The 16,061-nt window shown below is 33.0% G+C and carries 10 protein-coding genes; all 10 read right to left on the bottom strand.

The window, feature by feature from the left end; translation table 11 throughout:
- Positions 1–122: 122 nt before the first annotated feature.
- Positions 123–2,435 carry a glycoside hydrolase family 31 protein gene (locus OCV82_RS04650; protein WP_154043344.1) on the bottom strand — a complete coding sequence of 771 codons (2,313 nt, stop codon included), beginning with the start codon at positions 2,433–2,435 and terminating at the stop codon, positions 123–125.
- A gap of 12 nt (positions 2,436–2,447) precedes the next feature.
- Entirely contained in the window at positions 2,448–3,434 is a 987-nt protein-coding gene (locus OCV82_RS04645; protein WP_154043343.1) for a hypothetical protein, read from the bottom strand.
- Between the two features lie 8 nt (positions 3,435–3,442).
- Positions 3,443–4,657 carry a glycoside hydrolase family 88 protein gene (locus tag OCV82_RS04640; protein WP_154043342.1) on the bottom strand — a complete coding sequence of 405 codons (1,215 nt, stop codon included), beginning with the start codon at positions 4,655–4,657 and terminating at the stop codon, positions 3,443–3,445.
- 12 nt (positions 4,658–4,669) lie between these two features.
- Positions 4,670–5,998: a sialate O-acetylesterase gene (locus OCV82_RS04635; RefSeq protein ID WP_262542952.1), complete on the bottom strand. Its 1,329-nt coding sequence runs from the start codon at positions 5,996–5,998 to the stop codon at positions 4,670–4,672.
- 114 nt (positions 5,999–6,112) lie between these two features.
- A complete protein-coding gene (locus OCV82_RS04630; RefSeq protein WP_154043340.1) occupies positions 6,113–7,945 on the bottom strand; it encodes an amylo-alpha-1,6-glucosidase in 1,833 nt (610 codons plus the stop codon).
- Between the two features lie 26 nt (positions 7,946–7,971).
- Entirely contained in the window at positions 7,972–8,958 is a 987-nt protein-coding gene (locus OCV82_RS04625) for an aldose epimerase family protein (protein ID WP_154043339.1), read from the bottom strand.
- Positions 8,959–8,995: 37 nt separating this feature from the next.
- Positions 8,996–10,537 carry a GH39 family glycosyl hydrolase gene (locus OCV82_RS04620; RefSeq protein ID WP_154043338.1) on the bottom strand — a complete coding sequence of 514 codons (1,542 nt, stop codon included), beginning with the start codon at positions 10,535–10,537 and terminating at the stop codon, positions 8,996–8,998.
- A 1-nt stretch (position 10,538) separates the two neighbouring features.
- Complete coding sequence (locus tag OCV82_RS04615) at positions 10,539–12,350, bottom strand: DUF4962 domain-containing protein (protein ID WP_154043337.1); 1,812 nt, start codon at positions 12,348–12,350, stop codon at positions 10,539–10,541.
- A 20-nt stretch (positions 12,351–12,370) separates the two neighbouring features.
- Entirely contained in the window at positions 12,371–14,041 is a 1,671-nt protein-coding gene (locus OCV82_RS04610; RefSeq protein ID WP_262542951.1) for a heparinase II/III domain-containing protein, read from the bottom strand.
- A gap of 113 nt (positions 14,042–14,154) precedes the next feature.
- Positions 14,155–16,026, bottom strand: coding sequence for a heparinase II/III domain-containing protein (locus OCV82_RS04605; protein ID WP_262542950.1), 1,872 nt, complete (start codon positions 16,024–16,026; stop codon positions 14,155–14,157).
- Between the last annotated feature and the right edge of the window lie 35 nt (positions 16,027–16,061).

The following is a 16,061-nucleotide window of genomic DNA, read 5'->3' as shown; positions in this document are numbered from 1 at the left end:
TAAGGACTCGCTTTTCTATTGTACAAACAGGGCACTGGCATCTGTAGGTACGAACTTATTTGTGAATTACTCATATGTATAAAATTAATTTTGAATAGTTACTTATTATATTATTTAGTTATTCAAAACTTCACTTCTTTTTTCTTACCGGAATAAGAAACAACCTTCTTTTCACCTGTTGGCAATTCTACTGTAAATTTCCTTTTTGAAATCATCCCTTTGTATTTTCCGCTTCTATCTCCGATAACTAACGTTTTTTCATCATCATTCCAAGAAAACTTTATTTCTGTATAATATCCGTTCTCATAATTGTAATTGTCAAACTCGTCCTCATACAAAATAAAATCACCGTCTTTTCCAGGATATACCTTTACAGTCAGATTATCCCATTTCTTTTGTGTAGAATACTGGACTTTAGGACCCAAAGGAATTATACTACCAGCTTTTATATAAAGAGGAATTGTAGCCTTATCTACATTACGGGTTATATATTCTCCTCCTTCTTTTACTTCATTAGTCCAATAATCATACCATTGAACACCCTGTGGTAAATAAATTTTCCAACTGTCAACATTATATTTTGTTACAGGAGCTACCATTATTGATTTTCCGAACAAAAACTGGCTTCCGAGATTATGCGTATTCTTGTCTTCAGGGAAATCCATGAACAATGCACGCATAAATGTTCCGTCATATTTTGAGACGTTCCATGAAGTACTATAAATGTAAGGCAATAAAGCATATCTTAAATTTATACACTTCTCCTGTGCATCAAAACACCAATCTCCTTTTTCACCAAAACGCCATATTTCTCTTGGTAATCCTGTTCCGTGACTTCTCATCATTGTTGAGAAAAGACCGAACTGCATCCATCTCAAATATAGTTCCTGATATTCCGGACATTTGGTTCCTCCCTGTTTATGCCATCCGTAAGCCTGAAATCCACCAATATCCGAGTTCCAGTAAGGCAATCCCATTAACGAGAAGCTAAGAGCAGCCGGTATTTGCTTTTCAAGATTCTCCCAAGTTGAACGCACATCTCCACTCCATGTTATTGATCCGTATTCCTGTTGTCCGACGAAACCAGAACGGGTCAATATAACAACTCGTTTATCTTTATTGGCTGCTTTTGTTCTGGTGGATATTCCCTTATTATGCAATAAAGAATATGCATTCTTAACTGTTTTATATGTTCCCATATAAGTTTTCAGCTCATAATCTTCCGGTTTTGGAAACATGTGATCCGGCTCTGTCGAATCCAACCACCATCCATCATTGTTGATATAGCTATAAATACCTTTGTTCAGAAGATCCCAATATATTTCGCGTGCTTTAGGATTAAACACATCATACGGTTTTACTCCTGATTTTGGCGGGTAAGATATAAAGTCCAACAACATTCCATTTTCCTCAAAAGTTTTACGCTGTGGACTATAAGGAGCAAAACAAGGCCATGCGACAATCATAAGCTTTGCATTCAGTTTATGTATCTCATCTATCCATTTCTTTGGGTCAGGAAAACGTTTTTTATCAAAACTGAATGAATTCCATATACTATCATTTTCATATTCCGGCCAATATCTCCAGTCCTGTATTATGCAATCAATTGGAATATTAAGATCCCTGTATTTTTTTAGGACTTCCAGGCTCTCATCCTGTGTTTTATATCTCTCTTTACTTTGGAAGAAACCGTATGCCCATAACGGTAACATAGGAGCCTTACCTGTAAGTGTTCTCATCTGGGCTACTACACCGTCAGCAGTTTTGCCATACATAAAGTAATAGTCCGAACATGTTCCGAAACTTTCTAAAGAAAGGCCTTGCGGATTGTCTTCAAAATCAGAAATTGAATAGTTGTCAAAATATAAACCATATCCTTTTATAGACATAAAAAAAGGTGATATTGTATTCATATTCTCATTCTGAAGGTGATGGTTCGAATTACGGCGGTTTAACCTATTGTCTAATATCTGCCCTAATCCATATATAGGTTCATCCTTATCCAACAGGAACTCATTGCGAACTACGTATGCATCTTTCGTATCAGGAGAAAGATTATTAGAAAAACTGGTTCCATAATCCTTGTCCAAAATCAGGTTCCTAACATTTTTATCCAGGAAACGTATTCCACCTGTTTCTGTATTTACTTTAACTATCAAGGTTGGAGAAGATATTTCTACCATACCGTCCATATTCTCAACATTTAATCCGACATTGGATTTTTGTAAATCTACTACCAGACTTTCTTTTCCACATGGCATACCTGTCGGAGTTTTATGCACCCTCACAATATCATCAGTATAAAACTCAATTTTAAAGTTCATACCCTGTGTTACGAAAGAAATACCGTTATTTATTTTCTCAATATTACTGCCAGCCCATGCAATATTGGGTAAAAGCGCACAAACAAATAATAATAATTTAAAGTTTTTCATGTTATATTTCTATTATAAATCAACATTAAAAGTGTAAACATATTCCCAAGAAGCCTTTTGACCAGGTTCTATATCAATCATTACCCTCGGTTCTGCACAAAAAGCTCGTTGCCAAAACCAAACACAGAATGATGAAACTTTCTTGTCCAAGGACATTTCTACAGATGTCCCGGTCTTTTTGCTATGTAATCTAAAATCTCCATACCCTGATAGTACATCCAGATCACCAAAACAAGGAATGAAATCATTTATTTCAGATTTTACATTAATTACATTCTTATTTAAGGAAATCCGTTTTACAGTAGTCCATTTATGTTTTGATATATCAATATCATTCTTTAAGAATGTCAAAGAGTAATCTGGTCCTATATTACTATAGTCCAACTGCATGAAGTTATGAGAATAAGTTTCTGTAACAATCTTCTTTTCTCCTATATTCTTCAATTCATGTCTTACTATTAAATTATTACCATTAATAATATACTCTCTCTTAAGTATATATCCGTAACCTATTTCAGACTGCAAACGATGTCTGAGCACAATTCTGTTCTTTTTCTTATCTACTTTCCAGTCACCATTATCGAGAATCTTGTATGGTTTGGCAAAAGAATATTTTGAGTCATCATCCTTAAGCAATACCCCAACTCCTATTTTAACAAAGCTGTCACCTGGTTTAGCTTCATCATACCCTTGCGGTATAGTAAATTCTTCTGACAAGCCTGTACCTGTATTAGGTACCAGAGGATCATGATCTCCCTTTGGAGGCCTACCTGAATATCCTTTCCATTCTTGCAAAAACGTTTTCCCCTTATATTTTATTTGTCCCAATATACTTCCCCAATCGAATCTTGAAGCACGGTAATAGCCGTTATCTTTATCAGGAGGAAATAATAATATCTCCATATCTGATTTTTTTAAGGTAACAGATGTATATTCTATTGCGTTAGAAAGATTCGGCAACAAAATAATTACCAACAATGTAAATAAAAACTTTCTCATACTATTTCTTATTTTTTGTTTAATTCTTTCATCCTCAATAACGCCTCAAGATAATAATAATCAGCATAATTCAGAGGTACGTCTATTTCATTACCATGAGGAAGGCTTCCTACAGAGTGCATTAATATGAAATTGCCATTTTCCCCTAACTTGGCCTGATAGTCTGCATTAGACAAAGACTTTAAAATATAATCAGCCTTAACAATATAATCATTATTACCTGTATATCCAGAAAGTTCGTAAAGAGCAGATGCAGTTATTGCTGCAGCTGATGCATCACGAGGCTCATCAGGTATATCAGAAGCATTATAGTCCCAATAAGGAACCATATCTTTGGGAAGGTTTTTATTATTGAATATAAAATCCGCTATTTTCACAGCTTGATCAATATACTTCCTGTCTTTGGTATAACGATAACAAACTGTATATCCATAAAGTCCCCACGCTTGTCCACGAGACCATGCTGATTCATCAGCATATCCTTGCGCAGTTTGTCTACTGCGAACCTCACCTGTTTCAGGATCGTAGTCAACCACATGATATGAACTATTATCTTCCCTAAAATGATTCTTCAAAGTCGTATCAGCATGCTTTACTGCTATGTCATAATATACAGAATCACCTGAGATCAATGAGGCTTCAAAGAGTAATTCCAGATTCATCATATTGTCAATTATAACAGGACATTTCCATCCACGTTCCTTTTGCCATCCTCCATTTACATCCCAGGACTGTATCACACCTGCATTAGGTCTGAACCTGGTTGACAATGATTTTGCTGCCTGAACTATAACAGGTTTATAATCTTCTTTATCTGCAAAACGTATTCCAGCCAGATATGGGCATCCAACCATAAAACCTAAATCATGTGTCGTTGTCAAATATTGTAAAGTATCAAGACGCTCGGTAAACTTTTCTGCTTGCACCTTCCATTTTTCATCACCTGTCAATTTATAGGTCATCCATAAATTTGCGGGAAAAAATCCTACACACCAATCTCTTATAGGAGTATAATAAATACTTCCATCCTTTATTGTTCTTGGGTATAATATTTTCCCGGTCTTATTTATTTCTTCAACCTGTAACTTTTGTTGCTCAGCTACAAAAGTTACATTCTTTTCAAAAAAATCATTATGGCCTGTTTCTTTTTGAGTACACGATGTTAATCCCCCTAATATACAACAGACATAAGCTCCTAAACATATAATTTTATTACTTATCATATAAATAATTATTTAATTGTTATTGTTTTCAGTTACAAATGAAGATACAGGCATACCATTTACACCGAACAGAGTACCTTCAACATAATTTTTATAAGCATATCGAACAGAAACAGGATTCTTCACACCATCATTCCAAACTTCTACAAATTTTCTATTGACAATACGAGCCTCAGCCGGATAAAATATTCCATCCTCACCAGCTATCTCAAAACTTTGCAAAGGTTTATAATTTGATGTTATACCCAAAGGGGCTCTTTCAAATGAAATAACAATCCTATTTCCTTTTACCTCATGCGACTTATATCTTGGAGACTCGGCATATATACCTTTTATATTATATGTCCTCGACAATGCCATATATGCCAATCTGCTTCCAACCTCTTTCTTTTGAGAAGGATGGATGCATGTCTCATTACCAATATCCATCGTAACTACCATACCGACATTATCAATTTTCTTCTCACAATTATACTGAGCTTCTCTCAATAAGGCTGAAACTATTGCATCCTTATTCCCATAATTATATGGAGCTATTTGTACATAATAGAATGGTAATTTATCATTATTCAACTTAATACGCCAGTCTTTTACAAATGACTGAAAAAGGGATTCATATTGAACAGCATCATATCTGTTAGATTCTCCTTGATACCATATCACTCCTTTAAAAGTATACTTCTTTATTGGATTGATCATTCCGTTATAGAGCATAGAGGCTACAGAATGAGGATTCTTTACTTCAGAATTATCTGTCAAATGATTTTGTGAAATTTCCGGATATTGTTTAAGAACTTCGGAATCCATCCACGACTGTATAGCAGAACCACCCCAACTTGAATTTACCAATCCTACAGGCACATTCAAAGAGCGCTGTAACTGAAGCCCGAAAAAATATGCAGTCGCACTAAAGTTTGCTACATTCTCGGGAACATTAATCATCCATTCTCCAGGACAATCTTCAAGTGATACCTTTGAAGGGTTTCTCTTAACAGTAAAAAGACGTATAGGAGTTGATGCTGTAGCATCAGCTATCACTTCAGAAGAATGCTCAACAGGCTGTCCGAAAAAACCTTTCATTGGCATTTCCATATTTGACTGTCCGGAGCATAACCACACTTCTCCTAAAAAAATATCATTAAGTTCTACAGTATCACCATCATTTATGACAATTTTATAAGGTCCGCCAGCCTTCGCTGTCTCAATTATTATTTCCCATTTTCCTTCAGAATCTGATTTCGTTTTGTAAACCTTATCATTCCATGATGTAGATACCTTTATATCCGTTTTCTTACTTGATGTACCCCATAACTTAACTCTTGTCTGTTGTTGCAATACCATATTATCTGAAATTATAGATGGTAATTTCACTTTTGCAATTAATGCAACACAAAAAACAGAATATAATAGAAACAATAAAAATCTTTTCTTTTCCATAAATTATATCATAAAAATTTATTTTAAATACTCATGAGCTAAAACCAGGAAAACACTGGACGTCCACGTATAACTGACATCTCTTAATGCTTCTCCGGTTAATGCATCAAAATTTTCAGCAAACCCTGATTTCATACATGTATCACAGAAACGTTTTGCTATTTCTTTTGCCAGTCCTACCTCTCCGCATTGTTTCAATCCGTCTATTACTATCAGTGTAGTAGGAGCCCATATGGGACCTCTCCAATAGCCGTCAGATTCATAAAGTAAACTTTTGGGACTTTCAGATGCTAAGCCATAAGGAGTAAGTAAGAAACCTTCCTTTTTCAAATCCGAAATCATTTTCTCACGTATATCTTTGGGCAGCCTTTTTCCTAAAACTATAGGTAAATAACTCATTAGACTTTGACTGTTTGGATTAACCTCATGAGTACCTGTTCTACGAGTTATAAATTTCTCTCCATTCCAAAATTCTTTTATGAGTCTATCAAGCATTGTTTTGCTGCATTCATTCCATTTCTTTGCCGCTAAACTATCAGATAACTTTTCTGCCAAATTTGACAGGACTTCCATTTGTAATACCAAAAAAGCTGCCAGATCAGGACCTTCCGCAGGCATTCCAACATCAAAACAAGTACCGTTATCCCAACCCGAATCCATTCCATGATAATATTGTGGAAGTCCATTTCCATCATCATCACGACAATTCAACCAGTAGTTGGTCCAGTTTGACAATTTATTATAGACTTCTTCCAGTTTATCTTTTTCAGGAACATATTGTTGTAACAATAATGATAAGGTCCATCCATGAATTGGAGGTTTCTTAACTGTCCATAATTTATTGTTTGCGCCAATATAATCAGGTAAAGCCCCGGTCCGATTATCCTGATGGTCAAACATAATCATAAATTGATCCCATGATAATTTGGGATGACTGTAACTTAATCCCAATGCATTAAAGCAATGGTCCCAACTCCATATATAAAGCATAAATCCTTTAGACATAGACATTCCATATCTGGTGATATTTCCTCTTGGTTCATACATACAGGACCAACTCATATAACTTGCCAGTTTACGTCCTTCTTCATATTCAGGACTTACAGATGCTATCTTGTTTTCCCATTCACTATATTCTTTTTTCAATCTATCCAGAATTATCTCTTTTGATGTTGTATAGTGTTTAGGAATCCAATCACCGAAATATTGTTCAACAACAACTTCTATCTTCCTTTTACTGTCCTTTTTCAATAAAAAGCAATTATTATTGTAGCTCAATATGCCTGATTTTACTGTAATTGCTATTCCTTTATCACGGACTATAAATGTATTATTATATTGTCCATTCAAATGGAATACATCTTCTTGAAAAGGAAATGAATATGCGTTACCCTCATATCTACCTGAAAATTGTAAATCTAGATTATCTGAGCATATATGAAGAACTTGAGGAGATTCAAAAAAGATGCTTATATTTCCGTCTTTCGTCTTACCTCTTAATTCGATTGGAGTTGCTGTATAATGTACTTTTTCATGTTTATTATTGACATTTACCGGATTTATCTGAAACAAAAGTTTATCCGCCTCTCTGCCTTTTGTCAAATCTGTCAATATAAGAGAATCTGTACCCAATACATCATCATAACTACATAAGAGAGACATGTGTGAACCAAAACAGCTAAAAGGATTTTTATACAGATTAAAAGTAAAATCCGATGTTTTGGATATAGCAGCCGATACCTGTAAATTATTGTCACATGAAAATGAATTAATATGGCTGTTTTTACTTGATAATCTTCCGCAAAAAGCTACCATTAAAAATATGGTTCCAAAAACAACTTCTTTTTTCATATTATAATTTTAAAAAATATGTTCAATCACTTAATAGGAATAAATGAATATTCAAAAGACCATGAAAAATCTTTTTCCGGCAAAACTTCTACCATAATCCAATGCTCGGGACAATATGCATTCTGCCAGAACCAAAGTCCTATTGAAACTACAGGTTCCGAAGATGCCACTGTTACAGACATGTTCGTTCTTGAATTAAATAAAGTGAAATTGCCAATGGGTGGTTCCAAATCAAGATTACCGCAACAACGCTTAAAATCATCTAATGGATGATTTACATATAATTCGTTATGTCCGAATATCATTCTTTCCTTATTAACCCATTCAATATTCTCTGGTATCGAAATTTTACTGTTCAAGAAACGTAAAACCATATCAGAGTCAGTCTTTCTGTAATTAAATTGGAAAAAATTATGAGAAAACATTCTGGTCTTAATAACTTTCTTCCCTTTATTTTCCAGTCTATGATTTACTATTAATTTATTACCTTCCAGTTTGTATTCACGTGTCAGGATATAATGATAACCGATATCTGTTTTCAAAGAATGAATTACTTGAATACTATTATTATCAAAATGTAATGTTCTCTCTCCTGCATCTATTATATCATAATATTTTGCAGGGTCATATTCGGAATCACCATCTTTTTTCAATAGTCCAACACCTATCTTTACAAAATATCCGTTATTCGTTTTATCATCATATCCCTGTGGATCATTAAATTCTTCAGCAAGTCCTGTTCCTGTATTAGGTATCAGGGGATCGTGATTTCCAACCGGCGGTCTTCCACTATATCCTCTCCAATCCTGTAAAAACAAACAATCCTTATACTCAATCTGTGCCAACATGCTTCCCCAATCAAATTTTGAAGATCTGTAATAACCTTTATTATTATCTGGCAACAGATACGTAATTTTCATATCACCATTATATAAAACATGAGTTGGATATGTATCTGCAAATACTAACATCGAATTTATCAATGTAACGAATATAAAGACGAACTTTTTCATATCCGTTTTTTTTATTGTTATAAAAACACAAAATGAATTACATTACAGACAATTTGATAAAATACATCATATTGGAACGCCAATCAAGATCAAGTTCAAACAATCCATTATTCAATTCTACACTAAATACTTCAGGTTTTATTCTTGACACTTCCTTCAAAGCCTCAATTTGTTGTAAACTCAACTGAGAAGGTCTTCCCATATCTATATATGTCGAATTTGCATCACAATGTCTATACCCAACTTTATAAATATAAAGTATATATTTACCATCTCTGACTCCATCAAGCTTTAATTGAATTTTACCCTTTGATGTATCGGGCCTGTCTTTTATAAAATAACTTCTGTTAGTATCAAACTTTTCAAATTCAGGCATTGTAAAATCATAAATTAAAGCTGCATAGTTTCCTTTTTCATCTTTTGTTATCCAAGATGATTTGTCTGAATTCTGGATTTCAGATTTGTATAACTTATTTAAAAATGAATATGCATAAAAAGTAGGTTTCTTTATACTATGCCAATTTACCAGACCAAATCCACCATGGAACGCGTCTCCTACAGTACCGGCTTCTTCAAATATATCAGTAAAAGTCCAATATGACATTGAAGTAACATAATCTTGACTCTTTCTCAATGTATTCAAAATATATGTTGCATTTTGATAGGTATCATGTATAAGGTCATGACTGGAAAAAGAACTGCTAAACTCGGTATAATGAAGTTCCATATCTTTTTTCCCTAATTCTGTCATTGCATTCCTTACTTTGGATACATCTTTTACCATACAGTCATAATCAGAATTGAGTCCCAATTTTTTTACTCCATACTCATCGAAAAAACCTTTCAAACCATAGGTATGAGTAGAAATAAAGTCCAATGGTATTGTATTTTTATCACAAAATTTTATCATATCCTCTACCCAGGCATTACCAGCGGTAGCAGGTCCTCCAACTTTTAGTTTATCCGAAACCTTTTTTACCGCAGTCGCAGCTATTTTATACATTTCGAAATAATCATCCTGGGTTCCTGTAAAAAAGCCTTTATGGTTAGGCTCATTCCAGATTTCAAAATACCATTTCTTTACTTCATCTATTCCATATCTGTCAACAAAATGCTTGACAACCTCATATATTAACGAAGCATACTTCTCTTTATTAGATGGAGGGGTCTTATTACCTTTCCACCAAAAAACAGTCTCCTCGCCTGATTTTAAAGCATCCGGCATAAAACTCAGTTCCACAAAGGGTCTGACGTCTATACTTAACAGGAAATCATAAAGTGCATCTATATAATGAAAATTATAAACAGGTTTTCCATTCTTTTCTTTATACACTCCCATATCATCGTGCAGAAGTCCATGAAAACGGATATATCTAAATCCGCATTCTTTTTTAATTTCTGCCAATTGTTTCTGCCATTCCGCTCTTAAGCCTTCATGCGCCCTTCCTGCTCCTACACAAAAATTATAATATCTGGATATTGGGGTTGATTTATTTACATCAACATCTATTACTCTAATGTTTTCTGAATGAATTAAAGTTGTTAATGTAAGTACAATGAATAAAAAAAATATTCTCATATCATTCTTTATCTTTTAGTTCAACATTGAAAATATTTTTAGAGTTAGAAGGCAATTTACATTTGAATCCAACCCTTAATGTACCTGGATTATCCTGATCATAATAATGAACAGGCTTATTATCCCAAATATTCATTTCAACAGGTAATTCTGAGTGAACAGTCATAATCATCTCTTTACCATCCTTTTTCAATAAGATTTGATTCTTATTTAATATCGTCGCTTCAGCCGGAGTAACCATTACCCACATTACATCAGCTACAGAGTCATTAGTTTCAATTACATCTTCAATATTAAGTACATCATCTTTGTCAAGGGTTATTTTTCTTATTGAACTTTTGACACTTTGAGAGAAAATTGAACTCAAGTCCACTTTTGCTCCTTTCAAATTATCTTTCATGTAAGTCTCCACAATTGGAGGATTCCCGTCAACCAAATGATGTTTCCCGTTTATGGTTAAAGTTGAATGTCCTGTATTGCCGTAACGGAATACATCCCATCTTTGGCCATTTTGAGATGAGTTCCATAAATCAACACCTTCCTTTTCTAAAGAATAATAAGACTGGAGTCCCAGTTCCATTGACCATCTTACACCATTCTTTTCAAAAACGAATGATCCTGCATCCATATGCCCGTGTGGAGCTTTTGCTGAACCACCGACTATACCTAAATAAGTATCATCCGGATTATCCCAACCGCTTCTATAGACATACAAAGGTTTTATTCCACGGCTAAACCAAAAATTACCAGAAGGCTTTTTTATTTCATCAATTGCTATATCTTTCGCATTTATCAAAATATTAGGTAAAAGCCTATCTTTTGATAAATGATTCTTTTTTTCATTTAATTTAGGTAATTCAAACCACAACAAAGAGCTATCACCTATTTTTTTAGCAAACCAGAACAATGCCTGATTAATTCCTACAGAGGAGCCAGCATCAGAATAATTATAGCACTTTCCTGAAGGAGCCAATGTATATAACAAGAAATATGCCGATTTCATAAAGTTTTTATCTTTAGTCAGACCATAATCTGTACCTAATGCAGATTCTAATGCAGAAATCATTATAGCCTCATATCCAGTACCATATCCCCAATATGCAGAACCCTCCTGATATGCACCGTCAGGACCATATGCTTCCATAGCCAATGGAACACTTTCTACAGATGATTTTATAATTTTCTGTGACAATTTCGGATTTTTTTCATAAATGGCTAATGCTCCCATTACCAGACCAGCATTACATACCTGATTCCAGTTATTCGTCCTTTTATAGAAACCATTATATCTGTCGTCTTTAGCAGGAGTAAAGCCTTTCTCTATAATAGCTTTTTCTATCAAATCCAAAGTTTCTTTTGAAAGAGCATCATATAGCCAATCGTAACCTATAGAAACAGCCATTAACATATCTGCGACATCTAAAAAATGTTGCGGATTCCAATCTTTGAATTTACATACAGTTATTAATTCCTTTTCTGCTCTTTTCAAATATCTCTCATTATTTGTCAATCTATAAGCATATGAAAGATAAAAAACACGTTGAAAAGCTAAATTAGATTTAGCCAGTAGTCTTTTTCCCTGTAAAACATGTTCTACAGGAGGCTCATTTATAGCCTTATTACAATAATCTATAATCGCATTATGTACTAAAGCCATATTAACATCCTCATTAATCATTTTTTCTATTTTTTTTTCTTCATCTGCCTTTAATAGTAAACGCGGATGAGAAGCTATATTATCTTGAGAAAAAACATTAACAGATGATACTATAGTAATAATTGTCAGTAATAATCTTTGTAAAAGCATATTCATATCATATAATAGTTAAACAATCATTCTTTTACAGTAACTTTAAATTTAAATATATCATTTGATGACAAATCAGCCGTAAAACCAACTCTTACAGTTCCTGGGTTATCCTGATCATAATGATGGACAGGTTTATTATCCCATATTTTCAGATTAATATCTATAGGCGCTTCAACGTGAAATCTCATCTTTTTTCCATTTTTAGATAATTCTATTATATTATCCTTTATTATTTTAGCCTGAGCAGATGTAACCATTGTCCACATTATTTCTGCATTATTGTCATTTGTTTGAATTTCATCAATAATATTTAAATCATCATTTCTATCAAGATATACACTTCGTAAGACATTATTTACATCATCACCATACAACGATGTCATATCTATTTTAGCGCCTTTATAATCTGATTTTTGGTAAGTTTCAATAAATTCAGGATTGCCTGTTACCAAATGTTTTTTACCATTTATAGTGATTGTAGTATGACCTGTATTTCCCAAACGGAATACATCCCAACGTTGACCATTTTGTGAGCTATTCCATAAATCAACACCTTCTTTTTCCAATGTATAATATGATTGAAGTCCAAGATCTATAGCCCACCTTTCACCTTTTTTTTCATATACAAAAGATCCGGAATCCATATGTCCATGTGGTATTGATGGTGAACCTGCAACCACACCTAAATAAGAATCGGTTTTATTAGACCAACCACTTCTATATATAAATACTGGTTTAATGCCTTTTCCTGAAAAAAATTTTCCTTTTGGCTCTTTTAAATTAGCTAAATCAATATCTTTAGAAAAAATTAAAATATTTGGCAATAAACGATCTATATCATTGCCAGTATATTTATTCAATCTTTTCAAATAATAACATTCATACCATAGCAATGATGTATCTTTGTTTTTTGATGCAAACCAATACATAGCCTGATTCAAATCAATTTTTCTACCAGAATCACAAAAATTATAACACCATCCAGATGGAGCAGTCATATATAACATAAAATAAGGTGACTTCAAGAAACCATAATTGTCAGACAATCCAAAGTCTGTCCCTAAAGCACTCTCCATTGCAGCCAACATAGTAACTTGAAATCCTGTTCCATATCCCCAATAAGAGAATCCTTCCGGATATATTCCATCAGGAGAATAACTCTCCATAGCCAAAGGAACAGTCTTAACAGCTTTATCTATTATATAATCTGACTTTTCTTTTTCTTCTTCATATATAGCTAAAGCAGCTAAAACCAAACCTGCATTACAAACTTGATTCCAATTATTTGTTCTATCATAGAAACCTCCTATCTCTGCAGTATTAAAAGCTTTCTCAACTATCGCTTTTCTTAACTTCATTTTAACATTTTCAGATAAGTAATCGTAAAGCCAATCATAGCCTATTGCTACAGCCATTGCCATTTCACCAACATCTAAATAATGAGAAGGATTCCAATCCTGAAAATTACACACAGCTAGCAACTCTTGTTTTGCACGCTCTGCATACTTTATATTTTTTGTCATTCTATAAGAATATGATAGAAAATATATTCGTTGTAATGCAATTCTAGAAACAGCCAACAAACGTTTACCCTGCTTTATCCTATTAACAGGAGACTCGCCAATAGTTTTATCAGAATATTTTATTATATAATCATGAACTGTTTTCATCTGTTCATGCTCAATTATCATCATCTTTATTCTGTTTTCTTCGTCTCTTTTCAATAAAAGTCTAGGATGACTTTCTATTGGAAATAAATTATTCACAAAACAAACGAAAATAAATAAAAAAATAAATCTAAACATAGTTATTTAATAGTTTCCAATAAAACTTTAAATTCATAATTTGTATTAATTGCAGCTTCATCTATTTCAAATCCAACTCTACAAGTTCCAGGATTATCTTGATCATAATCATGCAATTCATTAGTATCTGTTTTATTATTTCCCCAAATCATTAACTTATAATCTACTTTAGGAGTGATATTAACTGTTAAAGACATTTCATGACCATTTTTAAACAATACTATACCGTTTCCATCAATCCTAGCATCTGTTTGAGAAACCATTTGCCATCTTATTTTTGCATGCTTGCTATTTGTTAAGACACTATCAATAACAATTAAGTCGTTATTACGATTTAAAATTATTTTTCTAATAGCTTTATTTAAGTTATTTGAGAAAAGAGAAGACAAATCTAATTTTGCACCTTTTTCTTCTGCTGTCTCGAATGTCTGAATTATTTGGGGAGCTCCATTTACATTTGGCTTGTCATCATTTATTATTAAAGTAGAATGTCCTCTATTCCCTAAACGAAATACATCCCAACGCTGCCCTGTTTGTGAATAATTCCACAAATCAACACCTTTGCTCTCTAGAGTTGAATATGATTGAAGCCCTAATTCATGAGCCCACCTAACCTGATTTTTCTCAAATAAAAATGATCCTGCATCCATATGTCCATGTGAAACATTTGCAGCACCACCTACAATTCCCAAATAAACATCATCTTTACTATTCCATCCACCCCTATATATATAAATAGGTTTAACCCCTTCACTAATCCAATAATTACGTTTAGGACTAGACATATTATTTAGATCTATATTTTTTGAAAAAATCAACACATTTGGCAATAATCTATCTACATCATTTTTCAAATATTTGTCCAGATTCAGCAAATGAGAATATTCATGAAATAATAATGATTCATCTTTTAATTTGGAAGCAAACCAAAACATTGCAGACTCTAAATTAACCCCCGTTCCAGAATCTCCATAATTATAACAAAATCCTGTAGGAGTCATCATAAGTAACATAAAATAGGGTGAATGCATAAAATTAATATTATTACACATTCCATAGTCATTAGATAAAGCAGTTAGAAGCGCCTCTATCATAGTTACTTGGAAACCAGTTCCACCACCCCAATAAGTATATCCTTCAGGATAGGCTCCATCTGGTTCAAAGACTTTCATTCCATAATTATTAATAGATTCCAAACTTTTATTTATTGTTTCCTGGGCCATTTGCGGTTGATCCTCATAAATAGCCAAGGCACCTATTATTAATCCAGAATTACAAAATTGGTTCCAATTTGATTCTGAATTATAAAACCAACTATTCTTTGTATTTCTTGCCGGTAATATACCTTTTTCTATTATAGCGTTTCTAATTTTTTTTCTTATTTCATCTGGTAAATAATCATATAACCAATCATATCCGATTGCAACTCCAGTTATCATTTCCGCAATATCCAAAAAATGTTGAGGATTCCAATCTTTAAAATTACATACAGACAATAACTCTTTTTTTGCACGTTCGGCATATTTTTTATCTTCTGTCATCCTATACGTATATGACAAAAAATAAATACGTCTCAATGCTTCCCTAGAAACCGCTAAAAGCCTTTTACCTTCCAAAACTCTCTCTACAGGCTCTAAATCTAATATTTTATCTGATGAATTCAATATATATTGATGTACATTATTAAATTCTTCAGAATTATTTATTAATTGCTTTATATTTTTCTCTTCCCCTTCTTTTAACAATATTCTTGGATGTGAGACTATTTTAACTGTATCTATATCCTGTTTATCACCATTATTATTAAACGTATCATCATTACATGACATACTTAAAATTATAAAGAAAAAAAGAAAAAAATTAAAAACCTTCATATACATATTACTATAAAAAAAACAATTAAAAAGTC

The sequence above is a fragment of the Bacteroides cellulolyticus genome (assembly GCF_025567135.1).
In the GTDB taxonomy this organism is placed as follows: domain Bacteria; phylum Bacteroidota; class Bacteroidia; order Bacteroidales; family Bacteroidaceae; genus Phocaeicola; species Phocaeicola cellulolyticus.
Note: the sequence above shows the minus strand (reverse complement) of the source record. Positions and strands in the feature narration are given on the sequence as shown.

What these genes read in the sequence shown, in the direction of transcription:
- OCV82_RS04650 (WP_154043344.1), bottom strand. Translation starts at nt 2,435, where the DNA reads ATGAAAAACTTTAAATTATTATTATTTGTTTGTGCGCTTTTACCCAAT.
- OCV82_RS04645 (WP_154043343.1), bottom strand. Translation starts at nt 3,434, where the DNA reads ATGAGAAAGTTTTTATTTACATTGTTGGTAATTATTTTGTTGCCGAAT.
- OCV82_RS04640 (WP_154043342.1), bottom strand. Translation starts at nt 4,657, where the DNA reads ATGATAAGTAATAAAATTATATGTTTAGGAGCTTATGTCTGTTGTATA.
- OCV82_RS04635 (WP_262542952.1), bottom strand. Translation starts at nt 5,998, where the DNA reads ATGGTATTGCAACAACAGACAAGAGTTAAGTTATGGGGTACATCAAGT.
- OCV82_RS04630 (WP_154043340.1), bottom strand. Translation starts at nt 7,945, where the DNA reads ATGAAAAAAGAAGTTGTTTTTGGAACCATATTTTTAATGGTAGCTTTT.
- OCV82_RS04625 (WP_154043339.1), bottom strand. Translation starts at nt 8,958, where the DNA reads ATGAAAAAGTTCGTCTTTATATTCGTTACATTGATAAATTCGATGTTA.
- OCV82_RS04620 (WP_154043338.1), bottom strand. Translation starts at nt 10,537, where the DNA reads ATGAGAATATTTTTTTTATTCATTGTACTTACATTAACAACTTTAATT.
- OCV82_RS04615 (WP_154043337.1), bottom strand. Translation starts at nt 12,350, where the DNA reads ATGAATATGCTTTTACAAAGATTATTACTGACAATTATTACTATAGTA.
- OCV82_RS04610 (WP_262542951.1), bottom strand. Translation starts at nt 14,041, where the DNA reads ATGATGATAATTGAGCATGAACAGATGAAAACAGTTCATGATTATATA.
- OCV82_RS04605 (WP_262542950.1), bottom strand. Translation starts at nt 16,026, where the DNA reads ATGAAGGTTTTTAATTTTTTTCTTTTTTTCTTTATAATTTTAAGTATG.